This is a genomic window from Actinopolymorpha alba DSM 45243, from assembly GCF_000373925.1.
Lineage (GTDB): Bacteria > Actinomycetota > Actinomycetes > Propionibacteriales > Actinopolymorphaceae > Actinopolymorpha > Actinopolymorpha alba.
The window spans coordinates 20,134-43,361 of record NZ_KB892742.1 but is presented as its reverse complement, the minus strand read 5'-3'; the positions used below and the strand labels follow the sequence as shown (position 1 = coordinate 43,361).

General features: G+C 68.5%; 21 protein-coding genes. 12 read left to right on the top strand and 9 right to left on the bottom strand.

Annotated elements, in window-relative coordinates; genetic code table 11:
* Positions 1 to 25 precede the first annotated feature (25 nt).
* Positions 26 to 1,123: a glycoside hydrolase family 25 protein gene (locus B141_RS45410; protein WP_237742661.1), complete on the bottom strand. Its 1,098-nt coding sequence runs from the start codon at positions 1,121 to 1,123 to the stop codon at positions 26 to 28.
* 478 nt (positions 1,124 to 1,601) lie between these two features.
* On the opposite strand from B141_RS45410, the gene B141_RS39735 reads away from it, so the two are divergent.
* Positions 1,602 to 2,399, top strand: coding sequence for a GAF and ANTAR domain-containing protein (locus tag B141_RS39735; protein ID WP_020574860.1), 798 nt, complete (start codon positions 1,602 to 1,604; stop codon positions 2,397 to 2,399).
* A gap of 66 nt (positions 2,400 to 2,465) precedes the next feature.
* Here B141_RS39735 and B141_RS39730 read toward each other — a convergent pair whose 3' ends face one another.
* Positions 2,466 to 3,146, bottom strand: a complete 681-nt coding sequence (locus B141_RS39730; protein WP_237742658.1) for a hypothetical protein — start codon at positions 3,144 to 3,146, stop codon at positions 2,466 to 2,468.
* Positions 3,147 to 3,239: 93 nt separating this feature from the next.
* Positions 3,240 to 3,917, bottom strand: a complete 678-nt coding sequence (locus B141_RS0109155; RefSeq protein WP_020574858.1) for a response regulator transcription factor — start codon at positions 3,915 to 3,917, stop codon at positions 3,240 to 3,242.
* Positions 3,918 to 4,163: 246 nt separating this feature from the next.
* On the opposite strand from B141_RS0109155, the gene B141_RS39725 reads away from it, so the two are divergent.
* The 10 genes from B141_RS39725 (at position 4,164) to hpnH (ending at position 16,013) form a co-directional block, all read left to right on the top strand.
* Positions 4,164 to 5,231, top strand: coding sequence for a sensor histidine kinase (locus B141_RS39725; protein WP_020574857.1), 1,068 nt, complete (start codon positions 4,164 to 4,166; stop codon positions 5,229 to 5,231).
* Positions 5,203 to 6,819, top strand: coding sequence for a murein biosynthesis integral membrane protein MurJ (gene murJ / locus B141_RS39720; protein ID WP_020574856.1), 1,617 nt, complete (start codon positions 5,203 to 5,205; stop codon positions 6,817 to 6,819). Before B141_RS39725 ends, murJ begins: the two co-directional genes overlap by 29 nt.
* 93 nt (positions 6,820 to 6,912) lie before the next feature.
* A complete protein-coding gene (locus B141_RS39715) occupies positions 6,913 to 7,386 on the top strand; it encodes a MarR family winged helix-turn-helix transcriptional regulator (protein ID WP_020574855.1) in 474 nt (157 codons plus the stop codon).
* A gap of 74 nt (positions 7,387 to 7,460) precedes the next feature.
* Positions 7,461 to 8,300: a squalene synthase HpnC gene (gene hpnC / locus B141_RS39710; RefSeq protein WP_020574854.1), complete on the top strand. Its 840-nt coding sequence runs from the start codon at positions 7,461 to 7,463 to the stop codon at positions 8,298 to 8,300.
* Positions 8,297 to 9,181, top strand: coding sequence for a presqualene diphosphate synthase HpnD (gene hpnD, locus B141_RS0109130; RefSeq protein ID WP_040420825.1), 885 nt, complete (start codon positions 8,297 to 8,299; stop codon positions 9,179 to 9,181). The genes hpnC and hpnD overlap by 4 nt, the downstream gene beginning before the upstream one ends.
* Positions 9,178 to 10,584: a hydroxysqualene dehydroxylase HpnE gene (hpnE, locus tag B141_RS0109125; RefSeq protein ID WP_020574852.1), complete on the top strand. Its 1,407-nt coding sequence runs from the start codon at positions 9,178 to 9,180 to the stop codon at positions 10,582 to 10,584. The genes hpnD and hpnE overlap by 4 nt, the downstream gene beginning before the upstream one ends.
* Entirely contained in the window at positions 10,581 to 11,600 is a 1,020-nt protein-coding gene (locus B141_RS0109120) for a polyprenyl synthetase family protein (RefSeq protein WP_020574851.1), read from the top strand. Before hpnE ends, B141_RS0109120 begins: the two co-directional genes overlap by 4 nt.
* Positions 11,597 to 13,483: a squalene--hopene cyclase gene (gene shc / locus B141_RS0109115; protein WP_202805711.1), complete on the top strand. Its 1,887-nt coding sequence runs from the start codon at positions 11,597 to 11,599 to the stop codon at positions 13,481 to 13,483. Before B141_RS0109120 ends, shc begins: the two co-directional genes overlap by 4 nt.
* A 2-nt stretch (positions 13,484 to 13,485) precedes the next feature.
* A complete protein-coding gene (gene ispH / locus B141_RS0109110; RefSeq protein ID WP_020574849.1) occupies positions 13,486 to 15,000 on the top strand; it encodes a 4-hydroxy-3-methylbut-2-enyl diphosphate reductase in 1,515 nt (504 codons plus the stop codon).
* 2 nt (positions 15,001 to 15,002) lie between these two features.
* Positions 15,003 to 16,013, top strand: a complete 1,011-nt coding sequence (hpnH, locus tag B141_RS0109105; RefSeq protein WP_020574848.1) for an adenosyl-hopene transferase HpnH — start codon at positions 15,003 to 15,005, stop codon at positions 16,011 to 16,013.
* On the opposite strand, the gene B141_RS0109100 is transcribed toward hpnH, so the two are convergent.
* The 6 genes from B141_RS0109100 to B141_RS0109075 all read right to left on the bottom strand — a co-directional run bounded on the left by B141_RS0109100 (position 16,010) and on the right by B141_RS0109075 (position 21,428).
* Entirely contained in the window at positions 16,010 to 16,762 is a 753-nt protein-coding gene (locus tag B141_RS0109100; RefSeq protein ID WP_020574847.1) for an SDR family NAD(P)-dependent oxidoreductase, read from the bottom strand. The two genes, hpnH and B141_RS0109100, sit on opposite strands and share 4 nt — an antisense overlap.
* A gap of 48 nt (positions 16,763 to 16,810) precedes the next feature.
* Positions 16,811 to 17,818 (bottom strand): phosphotransferase, encoded by a 1,008-nt coding sequence (locus tag B141_RS39705; RefSeq protein ID WP_040420807.1) that lies wholly within the window; start codon positions 17,816 to 17,818, stop codon positions 16,811 to 16,813.
* 75 nt (positions 17,819 to 17,893) lie between these two features.
* On the bottom strand, positions 17,894 to 19,189 hold the full coding sequence (locus tag B141_RS0109090) for an HNH endonuclease signature motif containing protein (protein ID WP_084678199.1): 1,296 nt from the start codon (positions 19,187 to 19,189) through the stop codon (positions 17,894 to 17,896).
* 4 nt (positions 19,190 to 19,193) lie between these two features.
* Positions 19,194 to 19,367 (bottom strand): hypothetical protein, encoded by a 174-nt coding sequence (locus B141_RS51345; protein WP_237742657.1) that lies wholly within the window; start codon positions 19,365 to 19,367, stop codon positions 19,194 to 19,196.
* Positions 19,368 to 19,486: 119 nt separating this feature from the next.
* Positions 19,487 to 20,203: a type 1 glutamine amidotransferase gene (locus B141_RS0109080; RefSeq protein ID WP_020574843.1), complete on the bottom strand. Its 717-nt coding sequence runs from the start codon at positions 20,201 to 20,203 to the stop codon at positions 19,487 to 19,489.
* Complete coding sequence (locus tag B141_RS0109075) at positions 20,193 to 21,428, bottom strand: Mur ligase family protein (RefSeq protein WP_202805715.1); 1,236 nt, start codon at positions 21,426 to 21,428, stop codon at positions 20,193 to 20,195. The genes B141_RS0109080 and B141_RS0109075 overlap by 11 nt, the downstream gene beginning before the upstream one ends.
* A 427-nt stretch (positions 21,429 to 21,855) precedes the next feature.
* Here B141_RS0109075 and B141_RS0109070 point away from each other — a divergent pair, with 427 nt between their 5' ends.
* Complete coding sequence (locus tag B141_RS0109070; RefSeq protein WP_020574841.1) at positions 21,856 to 23,214, top strand: extracellular solute-binding protein; 1,359 nt, start codon at positions 21,856 to 21,858, stop codon at positions 23,212 to 23,214.
* Positions 23,215 to 23,228: the final 14 nt, after the last annotated feature.

Sequence of the window (23,228 nt, the reverse complement as noted above, 5' to 3'; positions counted from 1 at the left end):
TGTGATGCCCGGTTCAGGCCACCGGTCAGTACTCCTTGATAACCCACTCCGCGCGGGCGACTTTGACGGAAGTTTGGTGTCCGAAGTAGATGAATCGCCAACGAACTCGCTGGCCAACCCTGCTCCGCAGCGTACGAACCACCGAGGCGTGCTCATCTCCTGCCGTCGCCCGGGCCTCGTGAAGGACGGCGCTCCAGAGGATTTCCTCACCGCCGGGGTCGACAATCACCAACTGCAGTTGGTACTGGTCGCCGGGCTTCATGCCCTCGATACGGACACCCGACAACTCGTGGCTGGTCCAGCCGTCGCTGGACTTGCGTACGTAGGAAGACCCGCCGACACCGTGGGCCGTGGGCGCGGGGTCGGCCCATTCGACGTGGAAGTTCAGGGCCCTGGGGGACGGCACGCCCTCCGCGTTCACCGGCGGGATAGGAAAATCTTGGCCAAGCCCGTAGTGGCGGAAAGTCGGCATGTCGTCCTCTCCAAAGAAGGCGGGTGCGAGGCTGCGTACGTCGGCGGCGCGCGTGACGTTGAGGTCGGTGTTCTCCCGTACGCCGGGCACGCGGCCCCGGTCGGTCCACTGCCAGATCGCCGCACCGGCCGGCAGCTCGTCCTCGTCGCGGGGTTGCTCCTGCCGCTCCGGCCAGTAGGCGAGCCACCACCAGCGGCCGTCGTGGACCCGCGGCCCGTCGAGGCGGTTGCGGTAGAAGTCGCGGTTGCAGTAGATACCGCACCGCGACCACTGGCTCGCGAGCCCGAGCAGTTGGTCGACCTCGCGACAGAAGGCCAGGCACCACTGCGTCAGTGCGGATCTGCTCCGGCCGCCGGCGTCCTCGATGTCGAGTACGGGCGGCAGGTCGGTACCAGAACGAAATCCGGCGGCCCGCAGCTGCCGCACGTACCACCTCGCCTGCGCGGCGGCGGTGGAGCGGGCCGGCCTGGCGAAGTGATAGGAGCCGGCCAGCAGCCCGGCCGATCTCGCATCGCGGGAATAGCCACGAAAGGTGGGTGAGAGGTAGTTGTCCCGCTCGGTCGCCTTGATGAGGGCGAAGCCATAACCAGCGTTCTTCACCGACCGCCACGACGTCACGGTCTGGTACCGCGACACGTCGATCCCTCTCACCAGCGCCAAGGCGACTCCTCTCCAGGTTTGTGTGCCGTGCCCGCGGAGGTCGTGCACGCCCCGCGGGCACGGCAGAGTCTGGCGTCTCATCACCCCCGCCGGCCAGAGGACCGACACATTTCGGGACAGACCAGGCGTGCGGTACCGCCTTCGGTCATGGCCAGCCCTCCCTTCGACCATTGCGGAGTCAACGAAGTCCCTAGCGGATCTTTGCCGAACGAGCGAGTTGTTCCACATTCGTTCCACACAGGCTGTTCATTCCGGTAGTGTTCGTCGGCCGGGGAGGGGCACGGTGTAAAGCCGGCCACAGGGTCAAGAAATTGGACCAATGGATGAAACGTCGGACCGCTGGGTATGGAGGCGGCTATCTGCGATCACGCGTTCGCGCGAATGTCGTCGAGAGTCCCTACCGGTCTGCGTTATCCGGAGTGGGGAGCTCTGTGAGGATCACTATGGGGGTTGGAACATGGGAGTTGCGATGTCACGCGACGAACGCCTGACAAAGGCGATCGTCGAACTGGCGGACACACTCACCACACCGTTCGACGTCGCGGATTTCCTGCGTACGTTCGCACATCACTGTGTCGACATCCTCGGCGCCGCGGGCGCCAGCGTCCTGATGGCTGACGACCACGGCCAGCTCTCGCTGGTCGCGGCAACGTCACCGGATATCCGCCCGGCCGAACCCCTCGACCTGGTGGACGGCAGCGGTCCCGCACCAGACTGCTATCGCTCCAGCCTTCCGGTGTCATGCCCGGACCTCGAGTCCGCGCCGGACTCCTGGCAGCGATTCGCAGCGCGGGCGCGGGCCGCCGACGTGCGTTCGGTGCACGCGTGGCCGCTGCGCCACCACGACCAGACGATCGGTGCCGCGGAGGTCTACCTCTCCCAGCCCGGTCAGCTGGACGAGGCCGACGCCCGCCGGGCCGACACGCTTGTCAAGGTCGCGACGATCAGCGTTCTCCGAGAACGCCGGCAGCAGCAGGCCGACATCCTTGCCCACCAGCTCCAGCGGGCACTCGACAGCCGGCTGGTCATCGAGCAGGCGAAGGGCATCCTTTCGGTACGCCGCAACCTCGGGCTCGAGGAGGCCTTCACGGTGCTCCGCGGGCACGCCCGGCGGCACCAGATGCGGCTTGCCACCCTCGCCAAGCAGGTGATCGACGGCAGTATCGACCTGGCGCCGGCAGCCGAAGGCCGAGCGGCACCCCGCCCGCGCCTCCGGCCGCAACCGAACGCCGCGGCCGCGCGCCCTGACACGTCCCGGCTCTCGTAGGCAGACCGGGACGCACCTGGTGGGTGGGCCCGGGCGGGCCCACCCACCAACAAGGCCGCGCCGTGCTCAGGTCGGCCGGATGATCGCGAACGGCGTGCCAGTCAGCCGCTGACGAAGGGGGTTGTCGGCGAGCACCGCCGACAACGTCGCCGCCGGAAGAGACCTGGTGGAGACCGCCCGGATCGAACCACCGAAGTCATTGATGTCGACGATCGCGACGCCCGTGTCGAGGAGGCGTTCGAGCCGGTCGCAGAGCCTGGTGGCATCGCCCACCTCGAACGGCGGGAAGAGCCGGTCTTCGTACGGCGGTCGGCCTCCGTCGATGTCGCGGGCCAGGCTGCCCGCGATCCGGTAGAAGAGCCCGCGCACCCGGAACGGCCGGGTCGCCGCGGTGACCGCCGCCGCGAGCCAGACCCGCGGACGCCCCACCGTGTCAAGGACGTACTGCATCTTCTCCGGAATCGACAGCCCACGCGACTCCGTCCGCGGCCGGACGAAGCGGGCCAGGAGCCGGGCCTGCCAGCCGGTGTGGATCGAGTCCATGGGGACGCTGTGGCCCTCCAGCAGCAGAGCGACCTTCTCGCTGATTACCACCGTGTCGCCGGTCTCCCGGCCGGTGGCGAAATCCAGCAGCACCGCGGCCAGATCGTCGCCATCCTCAAGCCATCGGGTGTGCAGCGGGAGCCGCAGATATGAGTGTCCGTCAATAACGATTTTCGTCCATTGACGAGGAGCAACAATTGACATGGGACGACACCCCCGGCTTCACCTACGACCGAATCGAGTTACCGTCTCCATATTGGATAGGGCCAGACAACACGCCTGCGGAATGAGAGCTTCCTAATCGCAGGAAAAGCCGGAGACGAGCCGGTAGCCATGTCCCCGGACAGTCTCGATACGCCTGGACCCAATTTTGCGACGCAGATAGCGCACATAAACGTCGACCACATTTGACCCGGGGTCAAAGTCGTAGCCCCAGACCTGGGCGAGAAGCCATTCCCGGGAAAGCACCTCACCGGGATAGCGCAGAAATATCTCGACGAGCCGGAATTCCCGGGCGGTGAGATCGGCGACCCGACCATTGACAGTAATTTGGCGGGCCCGCAGGTCGAGGCACAGATCATCATGGCGTACGAAGGCCACCTCGGCCGCGGCGTGCCCAGCTCGAAGCCGCCGGCGTACCCTCGCCAGCAACTCCTCGACGCGGAACGGTTTGCTCAGGTAGTCGTCCGCCCCGCCGTCAAGGCCGGCCACCGTGTCGGCCACCGAATGCCTCGCGGTCACCATGATCACCGGAATTGGATGGCCCGACTCCCGCAGCCGGCGTAGCACAGTGAACCCATCGAGGCCCGGGAGTCCGACATCGAGCAGGAGGAGATCGAACTCGCCCTTCGCGGCCTGCTCCAGGGCTGCCGCGCCATCTGACACCGCGGTGCTCGTGAGGCCATTCAGACGCAGGCCTTTCTCGATCAGGGCGGAGATCCCGGGATCATCCTCGGCGATGAGAATATGCGCCATCCCCACACCTCCTACTGGCCGCGACCAAGATTTATTAGCGTCCTCATGTGTCGCACATTTTCGACTGGACGTTGAGCCGACGATAATCGCGATTCGTACGCGTCATCGCGAGATTCCCCAGATAATGAGGGCGGCTACTCACATCGTGAGTCGGGTGGACGGGGGGTGACTCCGACGACTGCGACGCGTCGGGCTCGCGCCGTGTCAGGTACCCAACGCTCCGCGCGAGCACGAATCCTCGGATGCATGGTCCTGCTCGCCCTGGTGGGAATGACCTTCGCCGGAACCACCGCGTACCTGATCGAGCGAGTTCGGTTCATCTTCGACCCGGGTGAGTCGATCAGCCAGGAGATCGCGGAGTTCCGCGAACTGGAGGTGCACGAAGTCGATCCGCGGACCGGCGAACGGGTCATCACGCTGGAACGTCTCGTGCCCGCCATACTCCGGCACGCTCGCAGAGAGATCGACGACATCGTTGTCATCTACGGCCTGGTCGCCCTCACCGGACTCCTCCCAGTCGCCACCATCGGGTGGTTCGTGGCCGGCCGGGTGATCGAACCCGCGCTTGCCGCCCAGACAACTGGACGATCCGGCACCCTCCAGCGCCAGTTCCTCGACGACACCGGGCACGAGCTGCGGACTCCCATCACCGTCATGCGGGGGCACCTCGAACTCCTCGACGCGAGCAGCCGCGCCGAGGTGGCCGAAACGCGGGTGTTGATTCTTGGTGAGCTCGACCGGATGAGCCGGCTCGTCGACGACCTCACCATGCTCGCCCGAGCCGACGCCCCGAACTTCCTGCGCCCCGCACCGGTCGGTGTCGGACAGCTCGTCGACGAGGTGACCCGCAAGGCGCGGATGCTCGGCGCCCGGAGCTGGAAGGTCGAGGCGCGCACCGACATCGTGGTGATGGCCGACGCCCAGCGGCTGACGCAGGCGCTGCTCCAGCTGGCCCACAACGCCGTGAAGGTCACCGACCCCGCCGACACCATCTGGCTCGGTTCGAGCGTCGACCGGTCCGCCGGCACGGTCCGGCTGTGGGTGCGCGACCGCGGCCCGGGTGTCCACCCCCAGGACAGCCGGCGCATCTTCGGGCGGTTCGAACGCGGCGCGGCCAACGGCGAGGGGTCAGGGCTCGGCCTCGCGATCGTGGCCGCCATCGCCGAGGCCCACGGCGGCACCGTCGTACTCGATTCGGTGCCCGACCAGGGCGCCAGGTTCACCATCGTCATCCCGCTCGCGCCCGCCCTCCCGGCAGACCGACCCACTAAGAAGGGGATCGTCCTTGCGCACCGCGTCCGGCCCGCCCGCTAGCCCGAAATCACCCGCCCCGAACGTACGCGGCGGCCGGCGGGCGGCCATCGTCCGTTCGTCCGCCCTGCTCGTGGGGCTCACCGCGTTCAGTCAGGTGCTGGGGTTCGCCCGGGACGCGTCCATGGCAGCCGTCTTCGGTGCCGGCTCGGACGTGGACGCCTTCCTGGTCGCGCAGGGCCTGATGAACGTCGTCCTCGGCCTGATCACCGGCGCGATGGCGCGCTCGCTGGTGCCTCCGGTCTCGCGAGCGGTGGACTCCGGGCGGGTTGACGAGGGGCACCGCACCGTGCGGGTCGCCCTGACCGTCACCACCGCGGTGCTGGTGGTCGCGTCGGTCGTGATGTTCGTCGCCGCCGACACGGTGGCGGACATCCTGGCTCCGGGCTTCGACCCGGCGACCCAACGGCTGGCGGTCACCATGACCCGGATCGTCCTGGTCGCCACGGTGTTCATCGCGGGGACGAACCTCCTCGCCGGCGCGGCGCAGGCGCACGGCCGGTTCTTCTGGTCGGGTGTGCAGGGCATCCCGTTCAACGTGGTCATGATCGTCGTGACCGTGACGCTCGGCGGTCAGTTCGGTGTGATCACGCTGGCCGTGGGGTTCGTGGTCGGCTCCGCCGTCAGGCTCCTCGCGCAGCTGCCGGCGGTCCGCCAGATCGGGCTCCGGCTGCGCCCGTCGTTCCGGGTGCGGGATCCGGGCTTCCGGGAAGTCGTGGCGATGGTGCCGCCACTGCTCGTCGGCAGCGCCATCCTCAACGTCAACACCATGGTGGACCGGGCCGTCGGGTCGTCGCAGGGCCCGGGCACCATTTCGTCGCTCAGCTACGGCTGGCGGGTCGTCACGCTCGCCGAGGTCGTGGTGGTGACCGCGTTCACCACCGCGCTGTTTCCCGCGTTCAGTGCGCTGGGTACGCCAGAACGCCGGGCGGAGCTACGGCAGGCGACAGATCGCGTCCTGGGCGTGGTGCTCGTCCTCATCAGCCCCGTCGTCATCGTGCTGGCGGTCGCGGCCCGGCCGATCGTCGTCCTCCTTTTCGCGCGCGGAAACTTCGACAGCCGGGACGTGGAGCTGACCTCGTTGGCGGTGGCGATGTACTCCATCTCGCTCGTCGCCCTCGCCGTCCGCGAAGTGGCGGCCCGCACCTGCCTCGCGGTGGGCGACAGCCGTACACCGGTCCTCACCGCGCTCGCCGCGATGGTGGTCAACGTGGTCGGCGACCTCACGCTCGGGCGGTGGTGGGGTGTGGGCGGCCTGGCGTTGTCGACGTCCCTCTCGGTCGTCCTCGCCGCGGTCGTGCTGAGCCTGCTCACCGCCCGGCGGCACCAGGCGGTCGGGCTGCTTCCAATGCTCCGCACGACCCTTGCCGTCGGCATCGCCGCCGCCGTGTCCGCCGGCTGCGGCTGGGTGCTGCTCAAGGAACTTCCGGTCCACCACGCCGGCGATGCATTGCTGGCGCTCGGGGCGATCGGGACGGCCTGCCTCGCGTCCTATCTCGGGGTGCTGCTGCTCCTGCGGGTGCCCGCACTCGCCGAACTCCGGGAAAGCCTGCGCGACCTTCGATTCCGGCGTACGAAACCAGACGGCTAGTGTCCCGCACCTCGTGTAAAGGGGACGCCGCACGCCTACCATGAAGGCCACCGCACCGGTGCTTTGGAGCGGCCGGCTACCGGACCTGACGCCATGGATCGCCTCACCGACGAGCAGTTTCGCAGCTTATTCGTTTTCCGTTATGCGCTGCGGCGCTTCCTGCTGCGCAGTGCCGAAAGCGCGTCCCGGGTCGGACTGACGTCCCAGCAACATCAACTTCTGCTGATCCTTCGCGGCTATCCGAATCCCACGCCGCCGAGTATCCGCGAGGTGGCCGAATACCTCCTGGTCCGCCATCACAGCGCGGTCGAGCTGGTCGCCCGGGTGGAGGCGATGGGTCTGGTCAGCAGATATCCCGATCCCGCCGATCATCGGATAGTCCGGCTTCAACTCACTCCGCGTGGTCGCCAGTGCATCGAGGAGATGGCGCCGACCCACCTGGAGGAGCTACGCGAGGTCGCGACCGCGCTAAACGTCTCCGAGGGCCTTCTTCGAGAGATTTCGGAACGATTTCTTGACCAGGTTTCTCGCGACATTACCAACACTCAGGACCGCGATCAGATCTAAGCTGAAGGTCGCAAATAGCTCGTGACCCGATAGGGTTTCGCGGGCGCCATGGGATCGCACACTGGAGGCGAGCCGTGGGTGTCCTGGAAGACGACCCGCTCATCAAGGCCAGCGGTGAGAACTTTCCGGTCGCGCTGCGAGTGTTGCCCGCTCGCACCCGCGAGGACCTGCACGCGATTTACAGGTACGCCCGTCACGTCGACGATCTTGGTGATGAAGCGAGCGGCGACCGGCTCGGCGCACTCGAGGAGTTCGAGCGCGAGGTCCGCACCCTCTACGACGGCGACCCGCGGTCGGTGCGGGATCCCGTGGTCGCGGGCCTCGCGTCCACGGTCGCCCGGCGCCGGATACCGGCCGGTCCCCTGCTGCGCCTGATCGAGGCCAACCGCCAGGACCAGCGGGTCACCCGCTACCCGACGTTCGACGCATTGGTCGGATACTGCGGCCTGTCCGCCGACCCGGTGGGCGAGCTCGTCCTGCACGTCTTCGGCCGGGCGACCACCGAGCGGTTGGCCCTGTCCAACCGGATCTGTACGGCACTCCAGCTGGTCGAGCACTGGCAGGACGTCGCCGAGGACTACCAGCGCGGTCGCATCTACCTGCCGCAGGCGGACCTCCACAGCTTCGGGGTGGCGGAGGAGGACCTCGGTCGGACCCGCGCGACGCCGGCCCTGCGCGCACTGATCGCGTTCGAGTGCCAGCGGGCCGAGGCCTGGCTCGACTCCGGCGTACCCCTGCTCCCCACGCTGTCCGGTTGGGCGCGGCTCGCCGTGTCGGGATACGTCGCGGGCGGCCGGGCGGCCCTCGCCGCGATCAGGCGGGGGGACTACGACCCGCTGCAACGGGTACCGAAGCCCACATCGCGCCACATTGCCGGCGCGTGGTTCTGGAGTGCGCTCAGGGGGTGGGGATGATCGCCGGACAGGCGTACCGCGCGTGCGAGGAGATCACCCGCCGGGAGGCGCGCAACTTCTCCTACGGCATCCGGCTGCTGCCGCCACCCAAACGGCGGGCGCTGTCAGCGGTGTACGCGATGGCCCGCCGGATCGACGACCTCGGCGACGGCGACCTGCCCGCGTCCGACAAGCTGACCCGGCTCGCCGGCGTACGCCGCCAACTCCACCGGCTCAGGGCGTGCGTCGAGGCCGGCCATCCGGCTGCCGACCTCGAGGACGATTTCGTCCTCACCGCGCTCGCGGACGCCGCGCAGAGATTCCCCATCCCGCTCCCGGCTTTCGACGAACTCATCGACGGGTGCGAGGCCGACGTTGTGGGCCGCCGCTACAAGACCTTCGACGACCTCGTGTGGTACTGCCGCTGCGTCGCTGGTTCGGTCGGCCGGCTGTCCCTGGGGGTCTTCAACCCGCCCGACCAGGCCACCGCGGCGCCGCTCGCCGACACGCTCGGCATCGCCCTGCAGCTCACCAACATCCTGCGCGACCTCCGGGAGGACCGGCAGCGCGGCCGGACCTACCTTCCGCAGGAGGACCTTGACCGGTTCGGCTGCCGGATCGAGCTCGCACCCGACGGGGACCTCGCCGAGTCGGAACGGTTCGCCGACCTGGTGCGGTTCGAAGCCGAGCGCGCGGAAACCTGGTACGCCCGGGGGCTCACGCTGCTACCTCTGCTCGACCGGCGCAGCCGGGCCTGCACCGCCGCGATGGCCGGGATCTACCACCGCCTCCTCGGACAGATCCGGGCCGACCCCGACGCGGTCCGCCACCAGCGGCTCTCCCTGCCGGGCAAGCAGAAACTCGCCGTCGCCGCCCGCGCTCTCACCCGGGGCGTCGCGTGAGGGGCCCGGCCGTCGTCGTGGTCGGTGGCGGCCTCGCCGGTATCGCGGCCGCCGTACGCCTCGCGGATCGTGGCGCGCGGGTGACTCTGGTCGAGGCCCGACCTCACCTGGGCGGGGCGACGTACTCCTTTCCCCGGGGCGGTCTCCTCGCCGACACCGGGCAGCATGTCTTCCTGCGCTGCTACGAGTCCTACCGCGACCTGCTGGACCGGATGGGCGTGAGCGCGCTCGCCCCGATCCAGGAGCGGTTCGAGATCCCCGTGCTGTACGCCGGTGGGCGGCAGGCCCGGCTACGACGCGGCCGCCGCGGACCCGCGCCGCTGCATCTCGCGGGAGCCCTCGCCGGCTACCGGCCGCTGGGCCTCAGCCATCGGCTCCGGGCAGGGACCGCGGCGCTGGCGTTGCGTTCCGTGGATCCCGACGACCCGGTGTCCGACCGGACGACGTTCGGTGCCTGGCTCCGTGCCCAGGGCCAGTCCGATCGGGCCGTCGAACGTCTCTGGGGTCTCATCACGGTGGCGGCCCTCAACCTCCCGCCCGACCAGGCGTCGCTGGCCCTGGCCGCCCGGGTCTTCCGGACCGCTCTGCTGGAGCGACCCGACGCCGCCGACATCGGGATCCCCGGCGTACCCCTTCGCGAGCTGCACGCGGAGCCCGCCGCGCGGCTGCTGGCCCGGCTCGGCGTGCGCGTCCACACCAAGGCAAAGGTGCTCAGCATCGAGCCGACCGAGCAGGTCGAGCAGGCCGAACCATCCGGCGGGTCCGGGCCGGCCGGACCGGGCTTCGTCCTCCACACCAGGACCGGCGAGCTCACCGCCGACGCGGTGGTCGTCGCCGTACCCCACCAGGCCGCCACGCAACTGGTCCCCGCCACGGCCGCACCCGACCGCGACCGCTGGGCGGGGCTCGGCTCCTCGCCCATCGTCAATGTCCACGTGGTGTACGACCGCCCGGTGACGGACCTGCCGTACGCCGCCGGGCTGGACACCCCCGTGCAGTGGATCTTCGACCGGACCCGGGCCGCCTCGGTCGAGCACGGGCAGTACCTCGTGGTGTCGATCTCGGCCGCGGACGGGCTCGCCGACCGACCGGCGGACGAGATCCGCCACGCCTACGCCGGCGCCCTCGCCACGCTGTTCCCGAAGGCTCGGCAAGCGCGGCTGCTGCAGTCGTTCGTGACCCGCGAACCCCATGCGACCTTCCGACAGGTCCCGGGAACGGCAGCGCTCCGGCCACCCGCCCGGACCCGCCTGCCCGGCCTGGCCCTCGCCGGAGCGTGGACCGGCACCGGCTGGCCGGACACGATGGAGGGCGCTGTGCGCAGTGGCCTCCTGGCGGCGGACGCGATCGACATCGACTCCTTCACCCGGGTGTCGCGACCTATCGAAGAGGCCACGCCATGACGTTGACCCCGACGCAGAACCCGAGTACCGACATCCGCCGCCTGGTCAGGCCCGCCATGCGCGCGGCCATCGACCGCCTCGACGCTGGTACCCGCCGGGCCTGCGGCTACCACCTCGGCTTCTGGGATGCCAACGGCCGGCCCGAGGCGAGTGCGAGCGGCAAGGGCCTCCGGCCGACGCTGGCCGTACTGTCGGCGCTCGCCGCCGGCGTACCCGCTGAGGAGGGCGTCCCCGCGGCAGTCGCCTGCGAACTCGTCCACAACTTCTCGCTCCTGCACGACGACGTGATCGACAAGGACACCGAACGCCGGCACCGGGCGACGGTCTGGGCGCGGTTCGGTGTCGCGGACGCGATCCTCGCCGGTGACGCCCTGCTCGCGCTCGCCAACGAGGTGCTCGGCGAGGTGGGCACCGTGACCGTGGCTCCCGCCGTCGCCCGGCTCAGCGCCACAGTGCGTCGACTGATCGCGGGCCAGAGCGCGGACGTGTCGTTCGAGAAACGCGACGACGTGACGCTCGAGGAGTGCCTCACGATGGCGGCCGACAAGACGGCGGCGCTGCTGGCGTGCTCGGCCTCCCTGGGCTCGGTGCTCGCGGGCGCCCCGGCGACATTGACGAGCGGGCTGGCGACGTTCGGCCACCACCTCGGGATGGCGTTCCAGCTCACCGACGACCTCCTGGGGATCTGGGGCGATCCGGCGGTCACCGGCAAGCCGGTGTTGTCAGACGTCCGGGCCCGCAAGAAGACCGCCCCCGTGGTGGTGGCGCTGACGTCGAGGTCGGCCGCGGGTGAACGGCTGCGCGCGCTCTACGTCCAGGCCGAACCCCTGGCCGACACCGAACTCGCCGAGGCCGCTGCCCTGGTCGAGGAGTCGGGCGGTCGCGGGTGGACCGAGGCGGAAGTCGACCGGCAGATCGCCGCCGGCGTCGCCGCGCTCGCCCCACTCCCGCTGCCGGCCGAGGTCCGCGCCGGCCTCACCTCCACCGCCTATCAGGTACGCGGACGGGATCGATGATGACGACGACAGCCGACCACAGCACTCGCGAAGAACTCCGTGACCTCGCCAACGCCACCCTCGACCTCGCCATCGACCACCTGCGCGACCTGCAGAACCCCGACGGGTGGTGGAAGGGCGAACTCCAGACGAACGTCACGATGGACGCCGAGGACCTGCTGATGCGGCAGTTCCTCGGGATCCGCACAGACGCCGAGACCCAGGAGACTGCCCGCTGGATCCGTAGCCAGCAACGCGACGACGGGTCGTGGGCGAACTTCGCGTTCGGGCCGGGCGACCTGTCGACGACGGTGGAGGCGTACATCGCCTTGCGGCTGGCCGGCGACGACCCCGACTCCCCCCACCTGGAGGAGGCGCGTCAATTCATCCTTGCGGGCGGCGGGTTGGAACGCACCCGGGTCTTCACCCGGCTCTGGCTGGCGTTGTTCGGGGAGTGGAGCTGGAACGACGTCCCCGCGATGCCGCCCGAGCTGATCTTCCTGCCGTCCTGGGTGCCGTTCAACGTGTACGACTGGGCCTGCTGGGCGCGGCAGACCGTCGTTCCCCTCACTATCCTCGGCGCGCTCCGGCCACGCCGCCCGCTCGGCGTGAGCACAGTGGAGCTCCGGACCGGTGCGGCGACGCCACCACAGGCGCCCGCCACCACGTGGAAGGGCGCGTTCCAGCGGCTCGACACGCTGTTGCACGGGTACGAACGCATCGCCTTCCGGCCGCTACGCCGCGCCGCGCTGCGCCGGGCCGCCGAGTGGATCATCGCCCGGCAGGAGGCCGACGGGTCCTGGGGCGGCATCCAACCACCCTGGGTCTACTCGCTGATGGCTCTGCACGCGCTCGGATACCCGCTCGACCATCCGGTCCTCGCGACCGGGCTGCGCGGCTGGGAACGCTTCACCCTCCGGGAGGACGGGTCGCGCCGGATCGAGGCCTGCCAGTCCCCGGTCTGGGACACCGCGCTTGCGCTGGTGGCGTTGGGGGACGCGGGCGTCGCACCCGACGATCCCGTGATGGTGCGGGCCCGCGACTGGCTGCTCGACGAGGAGATCCGGGTACGCGGCGACTGGGCGGTCCGGCGGCCGGACACCCCGCCCGGCGGGTGGGCGTTCGAGTTCGACAACGACGGCTACCCCGACACCGACGACACCGCCGAGGTGGTCCTCGGGTTGCGCCGCACCGCCGCCAAACCCGAGGTGGACGACGCGGTGGGCCGGGCGCTCGCTTGGGTGCGGGGAATGCAGTCCAGGAACGGCGGCTGGGGTGCGTTCGATGCCGACAACACCCGCGAACTCGCCTACCAGCTGCCGTTCTGCGACTTCGGCGCGGTGATCGACCCACCCAGCGCCGACGTCACCGCCCACATCGTGGAGATGTTCGCGCACGAGGGACTGGCCGAGGAGCCGGCGATCCGGCGCGCGGTGCGGTGGCTGCTCACCGAGCAGGAGCCGGACGGGTCGTGGTTCGGTCGGTGGGGCGCCAACCACGTGTACGGCACCGGCGCTGTGGTGCCCGCCCTGGTCGCGGCGGGTCTTGGTCCCCAGCACCGGGCGATCCGCCGGGCGGTGGCGTGGCTGGACAAACACCAGAACGCCGACGGCGGATGGGGTGAGGACCTCCGGTCGTACGACGATCCGGCCCACGTCGGGGTCGGCACCTCCACCGCGTCGCAGACCGCCTGGGCACTGCTCGCCCTGCACGCGGCCGGCGAAGCGGACTCCGAGGCGGCGTGGCGGGCGGTCTCGTGGCTCGTGGAGTCGCAACGCGCGGACGGTGGATGGGACGAGCCGGAGTTCACCGGCACCGGCTTTCCCGGCGACTTCTACATCAACTACCACCTCTATCGCCTGGTGTTTCCGATCAGCGCCGTCGGTCGCCTGCTGGGGAGGTAGCGATGCCGCTTTCGTACCTCGTGTGTGCGCCGACCCACCTGGAGGCGAGGAGCCTTCGCCGTGGGCTCGGGCCGGCGGTTGTCCGGCGTACCGGTGCCGGCCGGCGACGATCGGAGGCCGCTGCCACGTCGACCGAACTGCTTGCCGCGGGAGCCGTGGCCGTCGCCGGGATCGCGGGGGCGCTGGATCCGGAGCTCGCGCCAGGCGACGTCGTCGTGGCCACCGAGGTACGCCGGCACGGCGAACGTGGCACCGACCGGGTGATCCCGTGCCCGAGCGCTCCCCTGCTGGCCGCGGCGCTCCGGCGGTCGGGCCAGCGGGTCGTCACCGGCCCGGTGGTGAGCACGGACCATCTCGTCACGGGTCAGGAACGCGCGGAGCTTCACCGGACCGGTGCGCTGGCGGTCGACATGGAGTCGGCCTGGCTGCTGGGCCCGTCCGCTGACGGTGGTACCCCGGCCTGCGTACGCGTGATCGCGGATCCGGCGACCCGGCCGATACTGCGTCCTGCCACCGTCGGGCACCTGCGCACCGCCCTTCGCACCCTCGCGACGATCAGCCCGGCACTCGCCTACTGGGGCGGCGCGGTCCGGCCCCGCCGGGTGCTGCTCGCCTCGCCCCGGTCGTTCTGTGCCGGCGTCGAGCGGGCCATCGACATCGTGGAGCGGGTGCTCGACCAGCGGGGCGCGCCGGTCTACGTCCGCAAGCAGATCGTGCACAACGCCCACGTCGTCCGGGGGCTCGAGGCGCGTGGGGCGGTGTTCGTGGACGAGCTCGATCAGGTACCCGACGGGGCCACCGTCGTCTTCTCCGCGCACGGAGTCGCGCCCTCGGTGCGGGCCGAGGCAGACGACCGGGGGTTGGCGGTCGTCGACGCCACCTGCCCGCTGGTCGCGAAGGTGCACAGCGAGGCGCGACGGTTCGCAGACCGGGGCGACACCGTGCTCTTCATCGGCCACGCCGGGCATGAGGAAACCGAAGGCACGATGGGCGAACGCGCCGAGAGCATGGTTCTGGTCGAGGATCTGGAGGCGGCCCGCAGCGTCGACGTACCAGACGCGAACCACGTTTCCTACCTCGTCCAGACCACGCTCGCCGTTGACGAGGTCGACGAGATCCTCCACGCGCTCCATGAGCGGTTCCCGAACCTCCAGGCGCCTGGATCCGACGACATCTGCTACGCCACCACGAACCGCCAGCACGCCCTCCGGTCGGTCGCCCATGAGGCCGACGTGGTGCTGGTGGTCGGCTCCCGCAACTCCTCCAACTCCAACCGTCTCGTCGAAACCGCCACCCGGATGGGCACCCCCGCCCACCTGATCGACGACGCGTCCGAAATCGACCTGGACTGGCTCGCCGGCGCGGCCACCGTCGCGGTGACCGCAGGGGCCTCCGCACCGACCTCGCTCGTCGACGAGGTGGTCCAGGCGCTTCGTGGCCTTGGCCCGGTTGACCTTTACGAACGTGAGGTCACCCGCGAGGACATCCGTTTCACCCTGCCGAAGGAGGTGCGGTAGTCATGAGCATGCCCTTACGGCAGAGCCTGCGTATCGCCCGTTATCTGGTCACTCAACGCCTTCGTGGCCGCGAGAAGTTTCCGTTGCTGGTCGAACTCGAACCCCTCTTCGCCTGCAACCTCGCCTGCGTGGGGTGCGGCAAGATCCAGCACCCGGCCGACGAGCTCCGGCGGCGGATGCCGGTGGATCAGGCCGTCGCGGCAATGGAGGAGTGCGGTGCGCCGATGGTGTCCATCGCCGGTGGCGAGCCCTTGATGCACCCCGAGATCGACAAGCTGGTCAACGAACTCGTGGCCCGCAAGAAGTACGTTTTCTTGTGCACCAACGCGGTCCTGCTCCGTAAGTGGTGGGACAGGTTCGACTTCAAGCCGTCGAGGTTCTTCGCGTTCGCCGTGCACATCGACGGCCTTCGCGAGCGCCACGACGAATCCGTCGACAAGGAAGGCGTCTTCGACGAGGCGGTCGCCGCCGTCCACTTCCTCAAGGAGCGTGGCTTCCGGGTGACGACGAACACGACGTTCTTCACCAACGACAGCGCGCAGAACGTCATCGACGTCCTCAACTTCCTCAACGACGACCTGGGCGTCGACCAGATGATGATCTCGCCCGCGTACGCCTACGAGAAGGCACCCGACCAGGAACACTTCCTCGGCGTCACCGAAACCCGGGAGCTGTTCCGTAAGGCGTTCGCGGGCGGCAACCGCAAGCGCTGGCGACTCAACCATTCGCCGCTGTTCCTCGACTTCCTCGAAGGAAAGGCCGATTTCGCCTGTACCGCTTGGGGAATCCCGAGCTACTCGCTCTTCGGGTGGCAGCGGCCGTGCTACCTCATGAGCGATGGGTACGCCCAGACCTACCGGGAGCTCATCGAGGAAACCGACTGGTCGGCGTACGGCCGTGGCAAGGATCCGCGGTGTGCCAACTGCATGGCGCACTGCGGCTATGAGCCCACCGCAGTGTTCGCGACGCTCGGCTCCCTCCGCCAGTCACTCCGGGCGATCGGCGGGCACTAACCCCAGCGGCCGGCCAGGCGTGCGTACGTCGTGGGGGCGAGCGCGCGAAGGGCAACCGGAACGCGGAGCCAGCGCGGAACGATCACCTCGACGCGTTCGCGTTCGACCGCCTTGATCAGTGCGTCCGCGATCCTGGCCGGCGGCAGCGGGCGCGGAAATCGCCGGGGATAAGGCGTTCCTCGCCTTGCGAAGAAGTCGGTGTCGACGATGCCCGGCACCACGGTGGTCACACCGATGCCGGCTTGAGCCACCTCGGCGTGGACGCTCGCGGCGAAGACGTGCAAGCCCGCCTTGCCGGCCGCATAGCCCGCCTCCCGCGCGACGCCCAGCATGGCGGCGATGGAGCTGACGAAGACCAGATGTCCGCGACCGCGTTCGAGCATGGCCGGAAGCACCGCCTGCGTGAGCGTCACCGGCGCCCGGAGATTGACGGCAAGCAGCCGTTCGAAGTGGTGACCGTCCGGCTCTGACACCGATCCCACCCGACCGATGCCGGCGTTGTTGATCAGCAGGTCGGGAGCTGGCTGGAGCTTGGCGAGCCTGGCCGCCAAGTCGGCGAGTGCGTCGGGGTTTTCCAGGTCCGCAACGACCGGCTCGCCTCCGGTCCTCCGGGCAACCTCGTGGAGCCGGTCGGGATTACGACCGACGAGGAGGAGCTGGCAGCCCATGCTGGCAAGGCGTTCGGCCACTGCCTGGCCGATCCCGCTGGACGCTCCGGTGACCACCGCGAACGTACCGGAAAGCCGCACGCGTCACCTCCGTCACGACCTACGTACGTCTGCACGACGTACGTTTCGTCACAGGCTAGCCTCAGCAAGCCGTTCGACGGACCCGATCCAACCGGCTGGGTCATCCCCACCCGGGACGGCCTGCATGGTCCGCCACAGGATGAGGACTCTCAACCAGGCTTCCTCGGTGGGCGATAGGGGACGGATCGACTGGTAGCCGGCCACGAGGGTCTCATGAGTCTCTGGAGCTACCGGTCCCCAGTTTCTGAACCGCGTTCCGAGCAGGACGGCGCTGCGGGCCAGGTCGAAGACGCGGTGGTCGACGGCGACCTCCTCGAAGTCCAGCACCGCGGCGATCCTTCCGTCTCTGCAGAGAATGTTGGCCGATCGGAAGTCATTGTGGATGAGCTGTGCGGTCAGGGGCGGTGCCGATCTCAACGCGTGGAGAGCTTCACGGAGAACCTTCGTGGCTTCCTGGAGCCGCTCGTGGGTGAAAGATTCGAGGCTCTGGGCGATCCTGCCGTTCAAGGATTCTGGGCTCGGTCGTCCCGACAGCGCGGCGATGCGGTCGGCGTCCGGATAGTCGACCATCGCCGTGTGCAGGTGGGCGAGGACCTTGCCGGCCATGCGGACCTGCTCCGCGTCGTCAACGTCAAGGTGGACGCCGTCGACCACTTCCTGCAGACCGATCGACACCCCGTCAACCTCGACTTGCGGGTGACCGTCCCGTGACGGGACCGGCGACGACACCGGCAGGCCACGCTCGCCGAGCCAGGCGGTGAGTCGTGCGTGCTCAGCCAACCGTGGATAGAACCTCGCCACGACCGACCACTTGACGACCATCTGACACCGGTCAGTGGTCACCCATGCGAGCGCGTTGCCGGCGCTGATCACCAGGCGGTCGCAGGATTTCAGCTCGAGGTCCCAGTGACGAGCCAGGATGGTGGCGAGCCATTCAGTCGCCTGGTCGACGCCCGTAAACCCGAACCGCCGAGTCAGGGCCGCCTGCGGGTCTTCGCTCTCCCAGAGCATCGTCAGTGTGGGCATCTCCGCGCCCGGTGGCCTCGTCACAGACATGACCGCAACCTCACCACAGGAAACAGGTTGGTTCAACTCAGGACGTCTGCCCAGAATTCGTGCGGCCGCCATGCTTCAGAAAGGTATGGGCTCGTCTTCCTGCGCGGGGCACGCAGCTTTGCCCGGGTGGGCGCCAGCATTCTTCGCGACTCCGGTGATGTACGCCGCGACGGTGCGGCGACCCGGCCGCTGGTCGGGGTTTGCCTGTTGTGGGATTCGGCCGCCTGGCAGGGGGTCGGGGTCCACGTCGTAGGCGTGTCCGAGTGGGCTTTGTGCTCGCATGGTTCCTGGCTCTTGGCGGGTCCACCACCAGCCGCCCTCATGCTTGGCGCGGTGGTGGCGCTTGCACAGCATCGTCAGGTTGCAGGCGCAGGTGGTCCCGCCATTGCGGTGTTCGAAGGTGTGGTCTGCTTCGCACTTCTCCGCTACCCGCTCGCAGCCGGGGTGGCGGCAGGTGCGGTCCCTCGCCTGCACGAACTCCCGCTGCTTCTTCGTTGGCCGGTAGGCGCTGCGCTGGTGGTAGACGACCACCCCATCAGCGGTGACTGTCCAGCAGTACTCGAACCCCGCCTCGGCCGCCCTCATGATGTCCGCAATCACCTCAGGCGAGACAGGTCCGAAGTCCTTCAGATCACCCGGCTCAAACCCGGCATCGCCAGCATCCTCGTCAGCCTGACCGCCGGCAGTGCCCTCATCCGTCCGGCCGACCTGTCCGGCGGCGTTGAGCCAGGTGTCGAGTGGGGCGACAAGTTCGACCTTGACTGCCATGCCGCCCGTGTCCAGATGCCGACCGCACAGCAGGTCGAGGAAGACGTCGACTTCGATTTCGTCGAGCCAGCGGTCATCCCCACCGGCCTTGAGATGCTCACTCATCTCCTTGATGAATGCCTTCGCTTGGACGACTCTCTCCAGCGGTAGGTCATAGCCGAAGATACTCGCGACCCCGTTCACACCGGCGCTGAACTTGATGCGGCGTTCGCGTTTGGCTGCCTTCCGGCGTTCTTCCGCACCCACCGGATCCAGCGACACCACCTTCGCCTTCAACCGGCGCTCGATCTGCTGCCTGGTCAACCCCGAAGCTTTGGGGAGGATCCACTCCTCGGCCTCGCGGGCAAGCTCATCGGACAGGCAACTCGTCTCGGAGGCAATCTCCCGCGCCTTGGCCACATCAATCCAGCCCGCCTCAAGCGCCGCCCGCGTCCCTGGGAGGCGGGCGGTGAGGTCAAGCGCCAAACACAGCTCACGATCGGCCGAACCCGGCGCCAACGTCAACGCCGCACCGATCTCGACAGAGGCGAACTCGCTGCAGGTATCCATCAACTCTGGTGGCGCGTCCTCGCCACCCATCGGTGACCGCGCCACGTAGGACATCGCCTCATACATGCGGCACGACGCCCACGACACCCTGACGCTGCCACGCCCGCATCACCACAACCCGCGCATAGCCATTCACAGCATTCAAATCGATCGCCGCCAGCGTGGCGGCAAGCTCAGGACCCGGCGCAGCCTCAGCCAACGCCGACACATCAACAACCCCGTGATCGAACATGTGTGCCAGTATAACGACGAACCGCTCACCTCGCAGGGCCCAGAACCTCTTATCCACAAGGCGATCAGTCCGGCGATCCGGCGCGGGCGGCACGGGGCATCGCGGTCCCGAACTGCTACCTAAGCGGCCTTGACAGCGGCGAGGCGTTCGGCGCGTAGCCGTTCATGCCAGGTGTCGTCCACGGGGGCGAGGAACTCGATGCCGGTCGCCCATCTCAGCAGGAGGTCCGCCAAGGCAGGGTTGCGCGACAACACCGGCCCGTGGGCGTACGTACCAATGAGGTGGCCCGCCCATGCGCCTTCCGTACGTCCGTCGTTTCCGACACCGACCACCACCCGCGCGAGGGGCCTGGCCTCCGGCCCCAGGATGCTGCGTCCGCCGTGGTTCTCAAACCCGGTCAGCATCGGCAAGCCGAGGTTGACATCCACCTCACCAGCGAGTTCCCCGACGGCTCGGGTCAGCCCACGGTCCGACCGTATGTCGAGAAGGGAAAGCCCGGCGTACATGCGCGCGTTCGCCACGAACGATCCCCCGACCAGTTGGTATCCCGCGCAGACCGCGAGGATCACCGCACCACGTTCAGCCGCAAGCCGGAGCCCTCCGTCGGCGGCCAGGCGCTGTGCCGCAAGGACCTGCGGCGCGTCCTCACCGCCGGCGAGTAGATAGATGTCAGCCTCTGCTGGGAGGTTCTGGTCGGAGCGGACTTCCACACTCTCCACGGCCAGCCCTCGCAGGCTCGCCCGATGGGCCAGGATCAGCAGGTTTCCCCGGTCGCCGTACGTCGAGAGCAGGTCCGGATAGACCCAGACGATCCGCAGGGCACTTTCATTCCGCACGGTCCAACTCCACTCTGATCTTCTGGAAGGCGCTGTAGTTGGCAATCACTTCCAGCCGTCCGGGTGGGGTTGCCATGACGGCTTCGGCAAACGACGGGACATGTGTGAACGCCACCCCGTTGACCTTGAGGCGGACGCCCAGGTCGTACGCCCGCTCGCCGGTGATCAGCACGGGTCGACCGCGCAGCGGAGCGAAATCCACGTCGAACAACCAGGACGTGTCAAAGCCATCGGGCTGGCGGGCATTGATGACCAGCAGGATCGGCGCGGGGTCCACCATGTCGAACGCTTCCAGCCACCCGGCGGGGTTCTTGGCAAGGAAAAGCCGGATCGCCCGGCCGGCGCGTTCCACGATGGTGTATCTCCCGGCCACAGAGGTGATCTCAGCGATTCGGGGCACCGCGTCCTCCGGGCGTACGCCAAACTCCGCGGCCACCGCGAGTGCCATGGCCGCGTTGGCGACGTTGATCTCACCTGGCAAGCTCAGCTTGACGTCGTGGCACATACCGCGCGGATCCACGACAGCGTTACCGTGCAGCGTCCAGTGCGGCGTTGGCCGGCGCAACGCGCACGTGGTGCAGCACCAGTCGACCGAGCCGTTCCGGCGCTCCCGGCGGATCGAGCCGCCGCATTCAGGGCACACCCACGAATCGTCGAACCACCGTTGCCCGGCGGCGACCCAACTGACCCGTTCGGTGCTGGACGCGGCCCACACCACCATCGGGTCATCGGCATTGGCAACCACGTGGATGGGCTGACCGCGCAATGTGTCCCGCCACAGCCTGGCGAGCATCGCCACCTCCTTCGCGCGGTCAAGCTGGTCGCGCGTGAGGTTGAGGAGCGCGACAACTCGGGGCTGGGTCGCGGCGAGTACATGCGGCAGGTAGTGCTCGTCGACCTCCAGGATGGCGTGCGCCGTGGCACCCGCCTTGGCCAGTGCGGAGGCGTGTCCGGTCGGAAGGTTCGCACCAAGAGAATTGCTGGCGACTGGCCCGAGAACCCCGACGGCGACCGCGGTCAACCGCGTGGTTGTGGTCTTGCCGTTGGTGCCGGAGATCAGCGCGATCTGCCGCCGCGCCGCCAGGTGAGCGAGCAGATCCGGATCGATCACCATTCCAATCCGCCCACCGATCACCGAGCCGTCGCCGCGGCCGGTCGCGCGCGAAAGTGCCGCGACCCCACGGGAAACCGACCTGGCAAGTCGTGCCCGGGCCGGCAACTGCATGGTCACAACCAGCGAGACTAGTCGCCGCCTGACATTATCGAGCCGGCTTTTCGGCACCCGAAAAACCCGGTCAGCGGATTCCCTTGCCATTCACGGGCTAACGGACTGAAGGCTCGGTTAATGCACTTCACTCGTCCATTCTGGACGGACGAAATACCGCATCCTCGACATGTCCCGCGACTCCGCCGGGGAGCTGGAATTCGTCGATGGGCCGACTCCGGGACCGCTCGCGGCCCTGACCACTACCGGCCATCGGGAACGTTCTCGAGGCCCCGACCAACCATGTTCGTTACGTCGATGTTGACGCCGAAACCGCCCACCCCTACGGTTTCCCCCTACGACATCACAGACGTCGTTCGGTATTTCGAACGCGCGGTCCACTCCTTAGTCACCACCCCCGCTGTGTGCACCAAAGAGAGGGCAACGAATGCCGCCGAACCCGTCCCGCCACGCCGCCGCCGACCGCGCGTCCATGGCCGCGCAGGGCACCGGCCACAGCCGGCGGGCCTTTCTGAAGGGCGCTCTGACAGGTGGGAGCGCACTCCTCGCCGCTGGCGTGCTGAGTTCGTGTGCACAGCCGCTGGTGACCGGAAGCGGCACCCTGGTGAGGTTCTGGAACCTCTTCGAGGGCGGCGAATACCCCATCCTGCAGGAGATGTACAGCGGCTACAGACGCGACAATCCTGACGTCGACTTCCGGCCGGTCACCCTGTCATGGGGACAGCCCTATTACACGAAGCTCGCGATGTCGTCCGCTGGTGGGCGGGCTCCCGAGGTCGCGATCGCCCACATGTCGAGGGTGCCCGCGCTTGGCGAAGGCAACCTGCTCGCGCCGTTCGACCTCGACGCGCTCAGCGACCTCGGTCTCAACGAGGCCGACTTCAACCCCGACCTGTGGGACCGCGCTTCACTTGACGCCGGGGTCGTCGCCATTCCCCTGGACAGCCATCCCCTGCTCGCGTTCTACAACACTGACTACTGCGGCAAGGTCGGCCTGCTCGACAGCAACGGCCGTCTCACCGGGCTCGACACCCCCGACCGCTATCTCGAGGCCGGGCGCGAGCTTGCGAAGGTCAGCAACGGCTTCGGCTATTCCCAAGGGGGAACGCTCCGCACGTTCTGGACTTTCTACGGCCAGGCCGGCGGGACCATCGACATCCCACGAAGTCGCGACAGCTCGGGTCTGAAGTTCGACCGGGACATCGCGGTTTCGACGCTGGAGTTCATGAAGAAGGTCCACGACGGCACCGTCTCACCGACCGTGGACGGCTCCGATCAGTACGCCACCTTCGTTTCCAAGCGATCCGGCATTCTCTTCGGGGGCACCTGGAGTCTTGCCACCCTGCGCGACACCGACATTCCCTTGGACGCGGCGGCGTTCCCCAAGATCTTCGACCTTCCCGGCGCGTTCTCCGACTCCCACTGCTTCGTCCTGCCGTACCAGAAGAACGTCAACGAGGCCGGACGTCAGGCCGCGTACAGGTTCGTCGCGCACATGGTGAAGGCCGGGAACATCTGGGCCACCGCCGGTCACGTGCCCGCCTACAAGCCGGTACGCGATTCCGAGGGATACCGCAAGCTTGTGCCGCAGTCGCATTACCAGGACGCGGCGAACAATCTCTTCCTCGGACCAAATGCGTGGTTCGCCGGCGCCGGAACCCCTTATGACGACCGGATCAGCCAGATATTCCAGTCCGCGCTATTGAAGCAGATGACCTCAGAACAGGCGGTCGACGAGGTGATCAGCCAAACCCGGCAACAGATCGAATCTCCCAGCCCGCTGTAGAACCCCGCTTCCGG